The organism is Psychrobacter immobilis, from assembly GCF_904846175.1.
In the GTDB taxonomy this organism is placed as follows: Bacteria; Pseudomonadota; Gammaproteobacteria; order Pseudomonadales; family Moraxellaceae; genus Psychrobacter; species Psychrobacter immobilis_E.
This window is the reverse complement of the sequence record NZ_CAJGZM010000010.1, coordinates 23,476-42,120: the sequence shown is the minus strand read 5'-3', so window position 1 is coordinate 42,120 and position 18,645 is coordinate 23,476. Positions and strand designations below refer to the sequence as shown.

17 protein-coding genes are annotated in these 18,645 nt (G+C 44.3%); 14 read left to right on the top strand and 3 right to left on the bottom strand.

The annotated features are described in order from the left end of the window. Positions 1-49 precede the first annotated feature (49 nt). From nuoH to JMW39_RS11375, 8 genes are all read left to right on the top strand, one after another. On the top strand, positions 50-1,045 hold the full coding sequence (gene nuoH / locus JMW39_RS11410) for an NADH-quinone oxidoreductase subunit NuoH (RefSeq protein WP_201546612.1): 996 nt from the start codon (positions 50-52) through the stop codon (positions 1,043-1,045). Positions 1,046-1,099: 54 nt separating this feature from the next. Further along, positions 1,100-1,648 (top strand): NADH-quinone oxidoreductase subunit NuoI, encoded by a 549-nt coding sequence (gene nuoI / locus JMW39_RS11405; protein ID WP_201546582.1) that lies wholly within the window; start codon positions 1,100-1,102, stop codon positions 1,646-1,648. Beyond that, positions 1,645-2,376, top strand: a complete 732-nt coding sequence (gene nuoJ, locus JMW39_RS11400) for an NADH-quinone oxidoreductase subunit J (RefSeq protein ID WP_201546581.1) — start codon at positions 1,645-1,647, stop codon at positions 2,374-2,376. Before nuoI ends, nuoJ begins: the two co-directional genes overlap by 4 nt. Positions 2,377-2,474: 98 nt before the next feature. Further along, positions 2,475-2,783, top strand: a complete 309-nt coding sequence (gene nuoK / locus JMW39_RS11395) for an NADH-quinone oxidoreductase subunit NuoK (RefSeq protein ID WP_045445153.1) — start codon at positions 2,475-2,477, stop codon at positions 2,781-2,783. A gap of 4 nt (positions 2,784-2,787) precedes the next feature. Beyond that, positions 2,788-4,662, top strand: a complete 1,875-nt coding sequence (nuoL, locus tag JMW39_RS11390; RefSeq protein WP_201546580.1) for an NADH-quinone oxidoreductase subunit L — start codon at positions 2,788-2,790, stop codon at positions 4,660-4,662. Between the two features lies 1 nt (position 4,663). After that, positions 4,664-6,289: an NADH-quinone oxidoreductase subunit M gene (gene nuoM / locus JMW39_RS11385; protein WP_201546579.1), complete on the top strand. Its 1,626-nt coding sequence runs from the start codon at positions 4,664-4,666 to the stop codon at positions 6,287-6,289. 3 nt (positions 6,290-6,292) lie between these two features. After that, positions 6,293-7,771 (top strand): NADH-quinone oxidoreductase subunit N, encoded by a 1,479-nt coding sequence (locus JMW39_RS11380; RefSeq protein WP_201546578.1) that lies wholly within the window; start codon positions 6,293-6,295, stop codon positions 7,769-7,771. A gap of 196 nt (positions 7,772-7,967) precedes the next feature. Further along, positions 7,968-8,834, top strand: coding sequence for a ferredoxin--NADP reductase (locus JMW39_RS11375; protein ID WP_201546577.1), 867 nt, complete (start codon positions 7,968-7,970; stop codon positions 8,832-8,834). Positions 8,835-8,967: 133 nt separating this feature from the next. Here the strand turns inward: JMW39_RS11375 and JMW39_RS11370 are convergent, their stop codons facing one another. Continuing rightward, a complete protein-coding gene (locus JMW39_RS11370; protein ID WP_413786237.1) occupies positions 8,968-9,738 on the bottom strand; it encodes a hypothetical protein in 771 nt (256 codons plus the stop codon). Between the two features lie 374 nt (positions 9,739-10,112). Between JMW39_RS11370 and JMW39_RS11365 the strand changes: the two genes are divergently transcribed. Together JMW39_RS11365 and JMW39_RS11360 are read left to right on the top strand one after the other, a co-directional pair. Further along, a complete protein-coding gene (locus JMW39_RS11365) occupies positions 10,113-11,000 on the top strand; it encodes an energy transducer TonB (RefSeq protein ID WP_201546576.1) in 888 nt (295 codons plus the stop codon). 103 nt (positions 11,001-11,103) lie between these two features. Further along, on the top strand, positions 11,104-11,979 hold the full coding sequence (locus JMW39_RS11360; protein WP_201546575.1) for a mechanosensitive ion channel family protein: 876 nt from the start codon (positions 11,104-11,106) through the stop codon (positions 11,977-11,979). 7 nt (positions 11,980-11,986) lie between these two features. Here the strand turns inward: JMW39_RS11360 and ybeY are convergent, their stop codons facing one another. Continuing rightward, a complete protein-coding gene (ybeY, locus tag JMW39_RS11355; RefSeq protein WP_201546574.1) occupies positions 11,987-12,631 on the bottom strand; it encodes an rRNA maturation RNase YbeY in 645 nt (214 codons plus the stop codon). A 146-nt stretch (positions 12,632-12,777) separates the two neighbouring features. Beyond that, entirely contained in the window at positions 12,778-13,869 is a 1,092-nt protein-coding gene (locus JMW39_RS11350) for a PhoH family protein (RefSeq protein WP_201546610.1), read from the bottom strand. A gap of 727 nt (positions 13,870-14,596) precedes the next feature. On the opposite strand from JMW39_RS11350, the gene JMW39_RS11345 reads away from it, so the two are divergent. The 4 genes from JMW39_RS11345 to JMW39_RS11330 all read left to right on the top strand — a co-directional run bounded on the left by JMW39_RS11345 (position 14,597) and on the right by JMW39_RS11330 (position 18,645). Next, complete coding sequence (locus JMW39_RS11345; protein ID WP_201546609.1) at positions 14,597-15,844, top strand: FAD-dependent monooxygenase; 1,248 nt, start codon at positions 14,597-14,599, stop codon at positions 15,842-15,844. A 106-nt stretch (positions 15,845-15,950) separates the two neighbouring features. Beyond that, a complete protein-coding gene (locus JMW39_RS11340) occupies positions 15,951-17,234 on the top strand; it encodes an FAD-dependent monooxygenase (protein WP_201546573.1) in 1,284 nt (427 codons plus the stop codon). Between the two features lie 38 nt (positions 17,235-17,272). Further along, positions 17,273-17,971 carry an OmpA family protein gene (locus JMW39_RS11335; RefSeq protein WP_201546572.1) on the top strand — a complete coding sequence of 233 codons (699 nt, stop codon included), beginning with the start codon at positions 17,273-17,275 and terminating at the stop codon, positions 17,969-17,971. Positions 17,972-18,099: 128 nt separating this feature from the next. After that, positions 18,100-18,645, top strand: a complete 546-nt coding sequence (locus JMW39_RS11330; RefSeq protein ID WP_227679501.1) for an OmpA family protein — start codon at positions 18,100-18,102, stop codon at positions 18,643-18,645.

Sequence of the window (18,645 nt, the reverse complement as noted above, 5' to 3'; positions counted from 1 at the left end):
TATGCAAGTTACCCGCATTATCCCTGATGTGCCAAGCTTTTTGGCTGGTATGATGACCTTTGATACCTGGTCGATACTCTTTATGGTCGTGCAATCACTAATCATCTTTTTGGTGGTGGTTATAGTGGCGGCGTTGATGATTGTCTATGAGCGCCGCATGTTAGCGCTTTGGCAAGACCGTTACGGTCCGAACCGTGTTGGTCCATTTGGTTCGCTGCAACTGGTTGCCGATATGCTCAAAATTTTCTTTAAAGAAGATTGGACGCCAAACTTCACCGATAAGTTTATGTTTACCTTGGCGCCAGCGGTTGCTATGTTTACTGCTTTGGCCTCTTTTGCCATCATTCCTATCTCCCCAACCCTTGGTGTTGCTGATTGGGACATCGGTATTTTGTTCTTCTTTGCCATGGCAGGTATTGCGGTATATGCAGTGATGTTCGGTGGTTGGGCATCTGCCAATAAGTTCTCTTTACTTGGCGGCTTACGTTCAGCGGCGCAAACCATCAGTTATGAAGTGTTTTTAGGTTTGTCATTAATGGGTGTTGTTGCCTTAACAGGCTCGTTTAATCTACGCGAAATCGTTGAATCACAAATTGACGGCTGGTATATCATTCCGCAGTTTTTTGGCTTCTTAACCTTTGTGGTTGCTGGTGTTGCCGTTACCCATAGACATCCATTTGATCAGCCAGAAGCAGAGCAAGAGCTAGCCGAAGGTTATCATGTCGAATATTCAGGTATGAAGTTCGGTATGTTCTTTATCGGCGAGTATGTCAACGTCGTACTGATTTCTGCGTTGATGACTTGTCTGTTTTTTGGTGGTTGGCTTGCGCCGTTTAATTTAGATATTCCATTTATTCCACCAGCTTTTTGGTTCATGATTAAGACACTATTCTTTATGACCATGTTTATTTTGGCTCGAGGCTCACTCATGCGTCCGCGCTATGATCAGGTGATGAACTTTGGCTGGAAAGTCTGCCTGCCGGTAACCTTGATTAATCTGTTGGTTACTGCTGCAGTCATTTTGATTTTTTCCCCAACGTTGTAATCATTACTAGCCATCACTGATGAACTAGGGTAAAGCTGATAAGGATAATAATCCATGTTTACTACTATAAAAAAGACGGTCATTGGTATTTTTACCATTGTCCGCAGTATGTGGATGGTCAATAGTCACGCCATCAGACCGCGCGATACCATTCTTTATCCTGAAGTGCCGGTACCAGTACCGCCGCGCTTTCGCGGACGTATCATCTTGTCGCGTGACCCTGACGGTGATGAGCGCTGCGTCGCTTGTAACTTATGCGCTGTGGCCTGTCCAGTCGGCTGTATTTCGCTGCAAAAAGCAGAACGTGAAGATGGACGCTGGTATCCAGAGTTTTTCCGCATTAACTTTTCACGCTGTATCTTTTGTGGTTTGTGTGAAGAGGCGTGTCCAACGACCGCAATTCAGATGACCCCAGACTTTGAGATGGGCGAATATGTCCGTCAAGACTTGGTTTATGAAAAAGAGCATTTGCTGATTTCAGGACCGGGTAAATATCCCGATTATAACTATTATCGCGTGACGGGTATGGCGGTAGCAGATAAACCAAAAGGCGCGGCGCAAAACGAAGCGGCACCGATTGATCTAAGGAGCTTGCTACCATGATGAATATCTTAAATAGTCCTGAATTGGCAGGGTTCTATGCGCTGGCAGCGGTGGCAATATTTGCCAGCTTGCGCGTGGTGACCCTTGCCAATCCAGTGCATGCTATTTTATCGATGATTGTGTCGTTATTGGCGATCTCAGGTATTTTCTTCGTATTGGGTGCGCCGTTTGCTGGTGCGCTTGAAATTGTTGTTTATGCTGGTGCCATTATGGTGCTATTTGTTTTCGTTATTATGATGCTAAATCTCGGTATGAGTAATGATGAGCGCGAAGAGCGCTGGCTTGATGCTGGCACTTGGGCGGTACCGACGGGACTAACGATTATTATCGCGGTTGTGCTGTATGCGATGATTGGTCTTAACCATAATGATGCGGCGATGATTGGCGGTACGACGATTTCAGCGAAAGCAGTCGGTACAGTATTATTTACCAAGTATATTATGTTGATAGAAGTGGCGGCATTGCTATTATTAGCCGCTTTGGTTGCTGCTTATCACTTAGGTAAAGAAGCTATCGATGACGAAATTATCGGCAATGATAGCCTAGCGCGTAACCCTAATGTCGCCAGTATCAAACACTATGATGATAATGGTATGCCTATCGATACTGATACGGTAAACGGGGCTGAACCATACGAATATAAAGATGTTGACCCGCATGACTACGTTGGTATGAAAGTAGCTAAGCAAGTGGGTATACAACGAGTCACGCGCAAGGAGTCGGACTGATGGTACTAGCAGCGAGCGTGGCACAAGAGGTTGCAAATGTGCCGTTTGCCCACGAGGTAGCAGGCTTAGTGCAGCCGGTTGCTGAGGCGCAGAATGTATTGGGTATGATACCCATGAGCCATGGATTGATTTTGGCCGGTATCTTATTTGCGATTGGTCTGTGCGGTGTCATGGTAAGGCGTAATTTCTTATTTATGCTGATGAGCCTTGAGATTATGATGAATGCGACGGCTTTGGCATTTGTGGTCGCAGGTAGCCGTTGGGTCGATCCAGATGGACAGATCATGTTTATCTTTATTCTGACTTTAGCAGCAGCAGAGGCGGCCATTGGTTTGGCAATATTATTGCGGTTTTATCATCAGCGTGGGCATCTCGATGTCGACAGCGCCAATGAGATGAAAGGATGATGTCATGAATTTATTACCATTAACCTTTATATTCCCGCTCGTTGGCTTTTTGATTCTAGCCTTTATGCGCGACAAGTTAAGCGAGCAGGTAGCAGCGATTGTCGGTGTCGGTAGCATGCTACTATCAGCACTTTGTACGCTGATAGTCAGCTATACCTTTTTAACCAGTAATCCTGCCGGTACGGTCATCGAGATTCCACTATGGACGTGGTTCCAAGTCGGCGATTTCGCGCCGAGTTTTGGTCTAAGCTTTGATGGCTTAGCATTGACGATGATTGGGGTAATTACCGGTATCGGCTTTTTGATTCATCTTTTTGCCGCATGGTATATGAAAGGTGAAACAGGCTTTGCGCGCTTCTTTAGCTATATGAACTTATTCGTCGCCAGCATGTTATTGCTGGTATTGGCAGATAACTTGTTCTTGCTCTATCTTGGTTGGGAAGGCGTCGGTATCTGTTCTTACTTGCTGATTGGTTTTTATTATCAAGACCGCGCCAATGGTCGGGCAGCGATTAAAGCCTTTACCGTGACCCGCGTGGGTGATGTGTTCTTAGCCTTTGGTTTGTTTTTATTGTTCCGTGAATTTGGTACGCTTAATATTCAAGAGATTATCACCCGTGCGCCGGAAATCTTTGATATTAACAACCCAACGATGATTTTAACCACTATGATGTTGGTCGGTGGGGCGATGGGTAAATCGGCGCAGCTACCACTACATACCTGGCTTGCTGATGCGATGGCAGGTCCAACGCCAGTATCGGCTTTGATTCACGCAGCGACGATGGTTACTGCGGGTGTTTATCTAATTGCGCGTTTACATCCATTATTTCTCCTTACACCGGGCGTATTGTTGTACTGGGTTGGGGCAGTGGGTGCATTGACGTTAGTTGTCGCTGGATTTTGTGCGCTGGTACAAACCGATATTAAACGTATCCTTGCTTATTCGACCATGAGCCAAATCGGCTATATGTTCTTGGCACTTGGCGTTGGGGCATGGCAAGGCGCTATCTTCCACTTGATGACCCATGCTTTCTTTAAAGCCTTGTTGTTCTTATCATCAGGTGCGGTCATTCTTGCGGTTCATCATGAGCAAAACATCTTTAAGATGGGCGGTTTACGCAAAAAGATACCCTTGGTATTTTGGTGCTATATCGTCGGTGGCGGTGCGCTTGCAGCGATACCTTGGGTTACCGTTGGTTTTTATTCTAAAGAAGCGATTCTTTGGGAAAGCTACGCAACCGGTCACCAAGTCCTATTCTATATGGGCGTATTCGGTGCGTTCTTAACCGCACTTTACACTTTCCGTATGATTTGGATTATTTTCTTTGGCGAAGAGAAAACCCACGCACATAAATTATCTGGTGTGTCATATTGGCTGCCGCTTAGTGTGTTGCTGGTATTATCAACGGCAGTAGGTGCATTTATTACGCCGCCATTACAAGGCGTATTGCCAGAGAGCGTTGGGCATTTATTAGAAGTTGCTGGTCAGGCACACGACAAACATACAGCGGAGTATATCGCCATGGGCGCCATGCTTGCAGGCTTGCTACTCGCGGCATTCTTATATGTCGTCGATAAAGGTCGTATGTTGACCCGCTTTAAGCGCACGACTATTGGTGCAGCGTTATATCATTGGTGCTATCACGGTATGGGCTTTGACGCGCTATACGATATAGTTTTTGTAAAACCCTTTTTGTTCATCGGCCGCTTATTTAAAGCCGACCCTATCGATAAAACGTGGCTGTTATTACCTAAGCTGGCATCTGCTGGTAACAAGGTATTGTCTGCGACGCAAACAGGGTCACTTCGAGGTTACGCTACAAGCTTTGGCTTAGGTGTGGCTGTGCTGTTGGTGCTGGTAATGATGACGGTGGTATAAGATGATTGAGTTACAACAAACGTGGATGCTACCAGCATTAATCGCAATTCCTTTTATTGCAGGGTTGCTATGTTGGTTGGTCGAACGCTTTAATAAACGTCTACCGCGCTGGATTGCTTTGATCGGTATGACGTTGACCTTTGCCTTGTCACTAGTACTGTGGCATTACGGCGATTATAGCGGTATGAGTCAGCAAGTGATTGCGCCAGATGCAAATGTGCCATGGGTCGCCGAATTTATGGTGCCATGGATACCAAGCTTTGGTATCAGCTTTCATTTGGCGCTAGATGGCTTATCGCTGATGATGGTTGGCTTGACAGGTCTGCTTGGTATTGCCGCCGTTGCCTGTTCGTGGAATGAGATTCAACGCCGTGTTGGTTTCTTCCATCTAAACTTGCTTTGGAGTTTAGGCGGCGTCATTGGCGTTTTCTTAGCCATTGATATGTTCTTGTTCTTCTTCTTTTGGGAGATGATGCTGGTTCCTATCTACTTCTTGATTGCCATTTGGGGTCATGACGTCGTTGGCAAAACCAAAGAATACGCGGCAACTAAGTTCTTTATCTATACCCAAGCATCTGGTCTTATCATGCTAGTCGGTATTTTGATATTGGTCATTATCAGCTATGCCCAAAAAGGCATGGTCAGCTTTAATTATAATGACTTACTCGGCACCTCACTTGGCGGCTGGGAATATCCGATTATGCTGTGCTTCTTTATTGGCTTTGCCGTGAAGTTGCCGATTATTCCTTTCCATGGCTGGTTGCCTGACGCGCATGCGCAAGCACCAACTGCAGGTTCGGTGGATTTGGCAGGAGTTTTGATTAAGACTGCCGCTTATGGTTTGATTCGTTTTGTCTTGCCATTATTTCCAGCAGCATCACAAGATTTTGCCCCGATTGCCATGACCTTGGGAACCATTGGTATCTTCTATGGCGCTTGGTTGGCCTTTATGCAAACCGATATGAAGCGCTTGCTGGCTTATACCAGTATCTCGCACATGGGTTTTGTGGTCTTGGCAATTTATGCTGGTACCTTACTCAGCTTGCAAGGCTTGATGATTCAGATGCTCGCCCACGGTTTAAGCTCGGCAGCACTATTTATCATGGCAGGGCAGTTATATGAGCGTCTGCATACGCGCGATTTGACCTTGATGGGCGGTATGTGGGGGCAGTTCCGTTATTATGCACCGATATTGATGTTCTTCTGTGCCGCTTTATTAGGTATTCCGGGCACAGGTAACTTCATCGGCGAATTTATGATTTTATTTGGCGCCTTTGCCGACTATCCGGTGTTTGTGGTCTTAGCTACATTCAGCTTGGTATTGGCAGGTTTATACTCGCTTATCTTAATTCATAAAGCGCTGTTCGGTACTAATAACATTAAAGAAGTGGCGTTACAAGAAACTAAGTTACACGGTTTACCTGAGCGCCCGCTAAAAGATTTAGGCAGGCGCGAGCTGTCGTTGCTATTGATGCTAGCGGCAGGCTTGGTCTGGCTCGGACTGTATCCACAGCCGTTCCTTGATACCTCAAGTCACGCGATGCAGTGGATTAATAACGCCTATATATATAGTCAAGTGACACAAGTAGATGCCTCGCAGCTGCTTGATGCAATGGAGGCACGTTAAGTCATGAATGAATTTACGATGAATGATTTGATGGGGCTAATGCCTTATGCACCAATCATTGCGGTAGTTGTTACAGTTTTGGTGGTGATGATTGCCATCACGATTAAACGCTCACATATGGTGATCGGTACCATCTCGGTCGTCGGTTTGAACGTTGGTCTGTTTGCGCTGATCGCGCAAATGGCAGGCATCATCGATAGCGGCTCGCTTGTGCCAACGGCTGAGCAGTTATTTGTTATTGATAACTTTGCCCAGTTCAATATGGTGATTATTCTTATCTGTGCATTGGCCTGCTTTACGCTGTCTTATGCTTATTTAGCCGATTTAAATGATCATAAAGAAGAGCTGTATTTGCTGATGCTACTATCGACTGTTGGCGCATTGCTGATGGTCAGTGCTCAGCATTTGGCTTCATTCTTTATGAGCCTTGAGATGCTATCGATACCGCTATACGGCATGCTGTCTTATACCTATATGCGCAACCGCTCGCTTGAGTCGGGGCTGAAGTACTTGGTGCTATCAGCCACGGCATCGGCAACGCTGCTGATGGGTATGGCATTTATTTATGCAGAAGTAGGCTCGCTTGCTTTCAAGCCTATCAGTATGATGTTGGTCGATATTTTTGAATCGCCACTCTTAATCCTTGGCGCGGCAATGATGATGTTTGGTATTGCCTTTAAACTGTCTGCGGCACCGTTTCACATTTGGACACCAGATGTTTATGAGGGCGCACCAGCACCTGTTGCTACCTATTTAGCATCGGTCACAAAAGTGGCGATGATGGCGCTGGCGGTTCGTTTCTTAATTGATACGTCGTTATTGGCGCTGCCATCAGTACAGATGCTGCTTATGGTTATGGCTACTTTATCTATCTTGGTGGGTAACTTACTAGCGGTCCGTCAGACTAGCCTTAAACGTCTACTGGGTTATTCATCAATCGCCCATATGGGTTATGTGCTTATCGTGATCGTTAGCATTGGTTCTGCCGCTGATAGTATCTCAAGCATGTATATGGCGATTTATGCCTTTACCTCTATTGGAGCCTTTGGTGTCGTAACCTTGATGTCGAGCCCTTATCGCTTGGCTGGTGAAGCCGATGAGCTGACCCATTACCAAGGATTGTTCTGGCGTCGTCCAGTATTGACCGCTGTCATGACAATTATGATGTTGTCATTGGCGGGTATTCCTCTGACTGCAGGCTTTATCACCAAGCTATTTGCAATTCTTGCCGCCGTACAAGGTACCAACTGGTTCTTGGCTGCAATGATTATCTTGGGTAGTGCCATTGGTTTGTTCTATTACTTGCGCGTCATGCTCACGCTCTTTAAACGTCCAAAACAATTTATTGAATTTGACGTCTCTGGGCAGTGGGGTCTACGTACCGGTGGTATCATGGTCATCGCCGTCACCGCAATTATTGTATTCTTCGGTGTGTTACCGAATACTATGATTGAGTGGGCAAGCTTGGCTCGTATCTGGTAAGCACAGAAAAGTATGATAAATAGCGGTACCTTGCTGCGGCTACTTATCGATTACAACGGTTAGAAAACCAAGATGCGCCAGCTCTATGATAAGCTTGGCGCATCTTTTCGTTTGTAGCCTTTAAAAGTTCATAAAAAATACCATCTACAATAGAGTATCGATAATTATTAATAAAAAAAGAGGGTGAGTCATTATTATGAGTGACAATATTCAGAAAGTAACGGTGCTCAGTAAAACCACTTGGACGCCCAATCTATTTAGCTTTACCGTCAGTCGTCCGGATAGTTTTAAATTTACCGCTGGGCAATTTGTGCGTTTAGGCGTTAATCCCAGTCAACTAAACTACTATAAGCAGCTGAGTGCAGTAGCTGACTACGATGAAGATGATGATGATGATGAAGAGCTGAACGAAGCACTAAACGAGGCGCTGAATGAAGATATTTTCCGCGCGTATTCGATTGTATCTTCACCTTTCGATGAGATATTAGAGTTTTTCTCTATTGTCATTCCTGATGGCGCATTTACTTCGCAGCTACAACACTTAGAAGTCGGTGATGAGCTGCTGCTTAATACCATGCCCTTTGGCTTTTTAACTTTGGCACGTTATCAAAAGCCTTTGCCAAAAGACTTATGGTTACTAGCTACTGGTACGGGCTTAGCCCCTTTTTTATCGATGCTGCAAGACTTAAAAACTTGGGAAGATTACGAGCATATCGTCTTGGCCTATAGCGCGCGCTCGACAGAAGAGCTTGCTTATATTGATAAGATTGAAAGCTTACAAGAAGACTTTGGTTCCTTGGTTGATAATCCAGCCAAATTAATTTTTATACCTATTGTTACTCGTGAAGCTGTCGAGGGGGCATTGACAGAACGCTTGCCGAAGCTATTATTAGATGGAACGCTACAAGAGCGCGCCGATATTGCCTTAGACATCGATAGCACCCACATCATGCTATGCGGCAACCCAGAGATGGTAGAAGATACTAAAGAGACGTTGAAGAGCTTAGGGCTGGTGATGAATCGCCGCGGCGAAGGCAATATCGCAGTAGAAAATTATTGGTAATCGTATGACTGCTTTAGATTGATGTAGACAGCCTTAATTAAAAAAGCACTGACCCTTAAAGACAATTATCTTTAAGGGTCAGTGCTTTTTTATGGTAAGCGTTAAAAGAGTATTTAGGCGGCTTTTAGTATGTCTATGAAGAGGGTTCCAAACTTGGCTCAGTAGCATCCGCAATCGGGTTGATAGGGCCTTGCATCAGCTGCGGCTCATCCTTATCACTGATGATATCTTCATTGGCACTACTGGCTAGTAGGTCACGATAATTGATTTGGGTTTTAAGCACCAGTTGCTCTTCTTCAAGCTCGCCGTAATTGACCTGTACTTTGTGTAAGGTACTGATGATTTTCTTATTATTTTTTAGCCAGCGATTGATATCAAGGTAGATGATTTCCTCTTTGGCGCGGGCAATATTGATATAAGATAAAATGAAACCCAAAGGATCTTTTTTGAGCACGCTATGATAAAACCAGATAAAGAGCTTGATACCTTGGCGCTTGATAAAGGATTCGCAGCGTAGGTTAAGGACGTCAGTATAAGTCTGCTGACCAAACACAAGGCGCTGAACATTGCGATCAAGCTGTACATGAACCAAGCTAAAGTTACTTGCTACCTCCGCGTAGATACCGCCAGCATCGACGGTACAATACAAGCGAAACCAGTTGTCATGTATCTCAACGCGCAGCTCTAAAATAGCTTTCACATTGTCCGTGACAAACTTTTGCAGTGCATCATTGACGTAGGTTTGGGCAACTGGCAAGGATATTTCATCCTCAAGCTTGTCGGTGGTTTTGTTATAAATGTTTTTAATCGCTTGGGTAAGACGCTCCCAGCCATCGCTAAATGACTCGTCAAAACGGTAACCAATATCCTCAAAGAATTCCTCAAAACTGTCTGAATCATTCATATTGTCCATATTATCAAAGTTACTCAAACTTATTATCCTTATAATGATAGGGTCGTCATGTAAGCGTTGGGGTAATCATTGTGCCGGCGTTTATATTTTATATGGTGCAGGAGAAAATTCATATTTTCTAATAGCTGACTTATAAAACAGTATATATCAAAATGGGCGCATGCTGAATGAACGTCTAGGTTTTGTCTGATTGAGCAGGTTTACTATATATAGATGAACAAGTGGCAAGTTAAGAGCCGCAGTATACGGTTGTGCTAGCGACACAATTCTATGTCATGTTATGATAGCGCCGGCATTGGTCGACAGACGCTTATATTATCATGCTTCTTGCCAATAGCCCTTATATTCATTAGCTGAGATTAACTGTGGCCTCTATTAAAGACTCGCAAAGCTACCATTTTTCAGCGCAAGCGCCCAAGCGTGATATCAGCTTGCCGATGGCTGTGGTGATTGCCGTCAGCGTTCATGCGCTCATTATTTTTGGGATTAGCTTCTCGATGGGGCAAGATCCCGCTGGTATGATCCAAGACGTTGCTAAAGCACTGACCGATAATATGCAGCCGAATGAAGATGCACAATTTATTGCCAATGCCTCACAAGAAGGCGGCGGTACCGTGCAGGAGCAATTGCGCCAAGAGACTGATCAGAGCAGTCCGTTGTCTGCCGAACAAATGAGCGAGACGCAAGACGTGATCAACTTGCAGCGCCAAGTCCGTCAGCAGCGTTATCAAGAAAGCTATCTGCGTACGACGCTAAGCTGGCGTGAAGCAAGCGTCGAGTCTGACAACGATAGCAAGCAAGAGCAAGATGATATGAAGGCGCAAGAAGAGCGTCTGCGTAAGCAAATTGCTACTTTAGAGGCGCAGTTGTCTCAGCGGCAACAGCTGTATGCGACCAAATCAAAAGTTGTGACTGTCGATAGTAATTCGACAACGCGCGGTGCAGCAGCAGATTATATCAATACCTTTCGTGAGCACGTCGAGCGCGTCGGTAATCTGCAATATCCTACCCAAGCGCGCGCCCAAGGTATTACAGGAGAGGTGCGTTTGATGGTCGTCATCGGCAATGATGGTAATATTAAAGCGATTCGTTTGCTTGAGAGCTCGAACTCGACAATATTGGATGAGGCTGCCAAACAGTCGGTTAGACAAGCGGCGCCCTTTGGTAAATTTACCGAAGACATGAATGATATTGTTGAGCTGCGTCTGATACGTACGTATCGCTACAGTGATAAAGTAGATGTGACTTATTAGGTATGCTTAAACTAAGTGCATGTCTTATTGGATGATAAGTAATGATAAACATCTAAAAGACAAAAAGTATTTATAAAAAACAGTTTTTAAATAAAGAGTCAGTATGGAATTTTTAGGTTTTACCCTTGATATTGCTAGCCTAACAGAAAGTGCTATCAGCATTGCGCTTAAACTTGCTTTTGCCTTATTGATATTTATCGTCGGGCGCTGGTTGGCAAAGAAAGTTGTGGTTATCAGTAATCGCATTATGTTACGTAGCCATTTAGAAGCGACGGCGGCCAATTTTTTAAGCCGCTTATTATACGGCATACTATTAGTTGTCGTTATTTTAGCGGCGCTCAGTAAAGTCGGCGTCCAGACCACTTCAGTCGTCGCTATCTTGGGCGGTGCAGCGGTGGCAATTGGTTTATCACTGAAAGACCAGCTATCGAATTTTGCCGCTGGTATTATGATTGTCACTTTTCGCCCGTTTGTGCGCGGCGACTATGTACAGGTTAGCAGTTACACTGGTACGGTGACCGAAATTACCTTGGTCAATACCCATTTGACGACCATCAACAATCATGACGTCATCATTCCTAATAGCGATATCACTACCTCAGCGGTCATTAACTATACGGCGTTGCCCAATCGCCGCGTCGATATCACAGTGGGTATTGGTTATGATGCCGATATCAAAACTGCCAAAGATATTATGCTAAATTTGGCAAAAAACAATCCGATGGCGTTTACTGATCCTGCCCCTGTGATACGTGTGACCAACTTGGGTGACAACTCAGTCGATTTGACTTTGAATGTCTGGACCACCAACGGTGATTGGTGGGCAATGCAATGCGATTTATTAGAACAATTCAAAAACGCGCTTGATGATAAAAATATCGATATTCCATTCCCGCAGCGCAGCGTGCATGTCAAAGGTTTAGATCAAATGATTAACCAGATGGATCAAGCGCAAAAAACCATGTTAAAAAAGGGTTGAAGACAAGCTAAAGATAAGGATTTGGTAGCGCTAATTCTGCCAGAATATCAATCTCAAAGCGTTCCATCTCATCTTGCTCGGCTTGTCCGAGCTCGTGGTCAAAACCAAGCAAGTGCAGCACGCCGTGTATCAATAAATGGCTAATGTGCTGATTGACAGTCTTATCTTGCTCAGCCGCTTCACGAACTACCACGGCGTGGCAAATCACCAGCTCACCTAGCGGTAGCGTTGGCATCAGTCCAATAATTGCCGCTGGCAAGTCGCTTGGGTAAGATAGAATGTTGGTGGCATAATCTTTGCCGCGCGCCTCTAAATTCAGCTCCTGACCTTCCACTTCATCGGTAATATAGATATCAAGCGCTTTTGCTTTTTCTTGCCATACTTCAGTATCGATATCGGCATAATAAGGCAGCGTCAAACCAGTTTTAATACACCCATCTATATAATCCAAAGTCGCCATCATGACTTTTAATAAGTTTTCGCGATTATAAAAGCTCTCAAGTATATCGTCATCAATACTATCAGCGGCGCTTATATCAAGTACGGCTAAGCTGTCATCATTGTTAAACGTGTTATTCAAACTGTCATTAAAACTACTATTAACATTATCATCAATATTGTTGTCAGCATTATTCTGTTCAGCTTGGCTCATGCCATTATCCTTTTTTATGTCAATTTAAAATATTCAACCATAAATATCTAACAGTAAAAAACCGGATATCAAATCCGGTTTTCTTTCAATGTTCTCTCAAGTCATCTCATATATATTCAGATGGCTTATAGCTTATAGCTTATAGCTTATAGCTTAGCAGCTGCATCTGCTATCGCTGCTTTGCGCTCTTGCTCAGCGACAAAACGCTCTTGTTTGCGTTTTTCTTGTAGCATTTCTTGCTCAATATCAAAGACATCATACGCTTCGACGATTTTTTGTACCAACTGATGGCGTACCACGTCTTTTGAGTCAAACTTGGTGATATGAATCTCTTCGATACCGCTTAAGATTTCCATCGCTTGTGCCAGACCAGATTTACTGCCGCGCGGTAAGTCGACCTGCGTAATATCACCGGTGATAACCGCACGTGAGCCAAACCCTAAACGGGTCAAAAACATTTTCATCTGTTCAGGCGTGGTGTTTTGCGCTTCATCCAAAATGACAAACGAATTATTCAAGGTACGGCCACGCATATAAGCAAGCGGGGCAACTTCAATGATTTGCTTTTCAAGCATTTTACCGACTTTATCAAATCCTAGCATCTCATAGAGCGCGTCATATAAAGGACGTAAATACGGATCGATTTTTTGGGTCAAATCACCTGGTAAAAAGCCCAATTTTTCGCCAGCTTCTACCGCAGGGCGCACCAGTAAAATACGCTCAATCTCATTGCGCTCAATCATATCAACAGCACAAGCAACCGCAAGGTAAGTCTTACCAGTACCGGCAGGCCCAATACCAAAGGATACATCAGACGATAAAATATCTCTGACGTAACGCTGCTGATTGCCGCCGCGTGGAATGATTTTACCATTACGAGTACGCAAACTAATCGGCGTAAAATCACTTGCAGCATCCAAGTTATCGGCATCTTCCTCGTCAGCCACTTGTTCATCGGCTGCTATATCTTCATCGCGTGAGATACTCGATTGGATAATCAGGTGTAGCTCTTCTGCGCTGATATCTTTGCTGTTTTGTGCTTCATCGACCATCTTATAAATAATACGTTCGCCGCGCTCAACACCTAATATATCGCCGCTCAGGCAAAAGTCACCTTGGCGTTGGCTAATTTTAATATCGAGGCGTTCTTGGATATATTTCATGTGGTTATTATATTCGCCAAGCACGGTTTTAAGCTGTGCTGGAGTCAAGAATTCAAACTTTATACGGCGGCTCATGGAATCAGTCAAGCGATTATCCTTATATTAAGTTGCCCGCTGCTATGGCTATTGCTTCTATGCATCACTGCTTCTATACATCATAGTCAGGCGGGCTTTAGAGATAAAATCATTAATTGTATTTCATTATATTTAGATAGTTTTTATGACGGCTGTTATAAGGGTTATTGAGATAATAGAAATAAATGTGACGGTAAATGGTTGATAAAAATTGTTGTTGGTAAAATGGCGGATAATAAGTAATAGTCCTGCCTTCATTATGGTAGATAGATTTGAAAATTCAAGCTATATAAGGGAAGTAGCGCTTTGTTTTTGTATGACGATTGCAACTACTGCAGCTGTTATCACTATTAAAGCCTGTTATTAAGGTTTATCAGTCAAATCCTTATTGAAAACTGTCATTATAAAATACACGCAAAATATCAATCCAACCTTAGATAATAGGTGACCATTAAAAATTTTGCACACTCGCGATACAGACTGTCAAGAGCACGGAATATTGAGGAATTTGTGGTAATCTAGTGCATAGATAAGACAGCTATAAAAGCCAAGCTTACAAAGATAAAAGAACGAGATATTTTCTACAAAAATAACATTTTGAGTGCATATTCATCACGTCTAATAGCGTGTTAAAAGGGTCATCTTAGGAATAATAACCATGCAAAATACTGAAGCAAATTTATCAAAAAATAATCATATTAAATCTAGCCATGTTAATAAAGCTGCTATGACTGAACAGCAAGTACTCATTGCGGGCGGCGGGCATGTCGGTTTGTCGTTTGCATTGTTACTCGCGCATCATGGTATCGCTAGCACCTTGCTAGAGAAAAACAGCTATCCAACCATTAGCCCCAGTGATGATGCTAAGCGTAGCCATTATCTAGACAGTCGCAATACCGCGCTGTCACGTCGTACGGTGCAGATTTATCAAGAAATTGGCTTGTGGGCTGAGCTACAAAGCCATGCTTGCCGAATTGATGCGGTACAGATTAGCGAGCAAGGTAGCTTTGGGCGCGCGCAATTAAATAAAGCTGAGGAGCAGGTCGAGTCATTCGGGCAAGTGATGGAAAATGCCTGGCTGGGGCGCAAGTTGTTACTAGCTGCCCAGCAAGAGCCGCTGATTACGCTGATTGATAATGCCAATGTGATAGCTGTTGATCAAAAAAGCGACAGCGTGACGCTAAGCTTTAGTTATTACGGTGAAGAGGAGCATGAGCAGCAACTGCAAGCTAGCGTGTTAGTCGCTTGTGATGGTCGCGATTCTACCGTGCGTCAGCTATTAGGTATCGGCACTACGACTTATGATTATAAGCAAACGGCTATCGTTGGGGTGGTAGAGACCGATCAGCCACATGAGCATATTGCTATTGAGCGTTTTAGTCCAGCAGGCCCTCTTGCGGTGTTGCCATTGACCGATCCAGAGGGTGACGGCAATGATGAGTATCAAAAAGGTTATAGACGTTCAGTAGTTTGGGTTTGTCCAACGGGTGAGGAAACGCAGTATCTAGAAGATGATGCCCATTTCTTGGCAACCTTGCAGCAAGCTTTTGGTGAGCGCGCTGGCACGTTTAAAAAAGCTGGTTGCCGCGGTGCTTATCCATTAACGCGGGTACTAGCAGACAAGCAAGTCGATGGACGCTGCGTCATCATGGGCAATGCTGCACATACGTTGCATCCAGTTGCTGGACAAGGCTTCAACCTCTGTATGCGCGATGCCCATGTGCTGGCACAAATGATGAGTCGGCAGGTGCTAAAAGGCGAAGACATTGGCAATCCAACTTTGCTAAAGCGTTATGAAAAAGCGCGTCAAACCGACCAAAAACGCGTCATTCGCTTTTGTGATGCCGTCGTACATGGCTTTACGCATCCAAACCCAGCGGTGAAGCTGGCACGTAACGTGGCTTTGGTTGCCTTTGATAAATTGCCAAATATTAAGCCGTTAATTGCCAATTATGCGATGGGCTTAAAATCTTAGTTCAAAATACTGGTAAGTTTTTAAGCAAATAAAATCTATAATCTCAGCTGCTGCTAAATCTCATAAACATGGCGGATAGCATGAGTGACGCGACAAAGGATGTTTTATGAAAAATAACAATACGCTGATTATCGGTGGCGGTATCGTCGGTGCGACGCTTGCGCTAAAACTGGCGCAAGCTGAAATGCCAGTGACGCTCATTGATGCACGCCCGCAACGTGATGAATCAGATTGGCAACAGGTGCTTGGCAAGCGGGATGCGCGCGTTTATGCATTAAGCCTTGCCAGTATTAACTTACTAAAAGACGTAGGCGCTTGGCAAAAGATAGCGGCATCAGAGCGTAAAGCCGATTATTCGCAAATGCAGGTTTGGCAACTAAACGGTAGGGGCGAGCTACTGTTTGGTAATAGTGGTGATGCTCGTAATAGTAATAGCAGTAATCAAAACTCTGAGCCGAAAATGCTCGGTAGTATGGTTGAGCCCGCCGTTATCGAACATGCATTATGGCAGCGTTTATCTGCCTCTAATGTCAGTCAATACCTAACCGTTATCGATGGGCATAAGGTTGTCAATATGGACTGGCTTGGTAGCGCACAAGGTTACCGTGTGACGCTAGATGACGGCAGTGTGATTGACGCGCGTTTATTGGTTGGTGCTGACGGTCGCGGCTCGTTTGTGCGCAAGCAGGCGGCAATTGAACTAGATGTGCTTGATTATAAGCAAACTGCGATTTGCTGCGCCATTCAAACCGACAAGCCGCACCGAGCGACCGCCCGTCAAGCCATGCTGCCGACAGGTACATTGGCATTATTGCCATTAGCCGATATCACGGATGAAGATAAAACCAATCCACAGCATTGGCAATCGATTGTATGGACACTACCACGCAATCAAGCATTGGCATTGCTAGAAGAAACGCCGCGCTATATCGCTGATAAACTGGCTGCTGCCAGCAATTATGAGCTGGGTGCTATCCATGAGATTGAATCCATCGCTAGCTTTCCGTTAGCCGCGCAGCAAGCAAAAAGCTATGTTGCTGATAATTTAGTCCTAATCGGTGATGCGGCACATGGCGTGCATCCGCTGGCAGGTCAGGGATTGAATTTGGGCATGCTTGATGTGAAGGCATTAAGTGAGCAACTCACCCATGACTATGCGCGCAGTGGCAATAAACTCTGGGGCACGAACCAAACCTTGCGTAGTTATGAGCGTTTGCGTCGTCCGCATAATAGTCTGATGATGCACAGCTTTTCGGCGCTTAACTGGCTGTTTGCAGGCTCGCTGGCTCAGATGCGTCCGATTCAACAACTTCGTAATGAAGGTATGTATCGCGTGAGCAAAATCAAACCCTTGATGCGGTTGTTTGCTAAGCAAGCGAGTGGAGTTTAGGGTTTTAGATGAACTCTTAGATGAACTGAGGATGGCGTATGAAAAATAAGTCATGGATGATGATAGGCGTGGTAATAGCTAGTTTTATGTTAGCTTCCTGTCAACCCGTACCCACAAAAATTTTAATCCACAAAGAGTCATATAACACACCTAAAGTCCTGATAGAGCCACTTGCAGATACAGACAATGATGGCGTCCCTGACATTATAGATAACTGTCCGAACACTCCTGAAGGAGTAGTGGCGGATGAGTATGGCTGTCCAGTAGCGGTGAATTTAATAGGTAATTTTATGATGGAGCTAAGAGTGTTCTTTGAGCGCAATAGTAATGAGTTGCAAACGAAGTACTTGATAGAAGTGGAGAAAGTAGCGGAAAAAATGCATAGCGATCCTGATCTGGTGGTAGTGTTATCTGGTCACATCTCGGAGCCTGAAGCTGCGCAAAAATCAGTAGATATAGATGGGAAGATGAATCAAGTAAAAGCTGATAAACACCCATTAGGACGTGAGCGGGCACAGATAATAAAAACTGCTTTGGTTAAGAGAAATATAGCTGCTGATAAAATCTATACGTTTGATTGCGTTGATAGTATGCCGATTGCACCTAATGATACTGAGGAAGGCGCTTCAATGAACCAGCGTATTTATGGTAAAGCGTTAAAGGCAGATGATTTTTATACGGGCAGTGGTAATGAGCACTCACTCACGTACTATAAAGAATTTTGCCAGCAATTTTAAAGGTATAAGACATGCTAATGCTGTTAAGAAGTACGCTTGTAATTTCAATCAGCGTCTTAATGCTATCCGGATGTTAAACGGCTGACTTGTCTAAGCAAACAAGCCAAACTATTAAGATGCCAAATATAATGGTCAATTTAGATAGCGATGGCGATGGTGTCCCTGATCATATAGATCAATGTCCAAATACGACAGAGAACGTGGTAGTAGGCGAAAGAGGCTGTCCTGAGGTTACAAGTCTTATTGGTATGCCTCCAATGATGGAGTATCGTGCTTTTTTTACCAAAGACAGCAGTGAATTATTGCCACAGTATCATGATGAACTTGATAGAGTAGCAGAACAGATGAATAACTATAATACGGCTACTATAAAAATTGAAGCTCATGTCTCGGAGGATGAGGTCAGTGAAGCTTCTATCTCAATGTTGCAATCAAACTCGCTAGCTAAGAATAGAGCGCTCATTGTTAAAAACTACCTAATTTTAAAGCATAAAATTGAGTCTAGTCGTTTGACTACTTTCGATTGCGGTATTGGAGGTCCTATTGCACGTTCTGATACCGAAGAAGGGAGATCTATGAATCGTAGAGTTTATAGCTTAGTAACCGATTCAAAAAGCCAGAAAGCTAATTATTATCAAAACGATTCAAGCTCAAACAGGTGTATCGAATTTTGA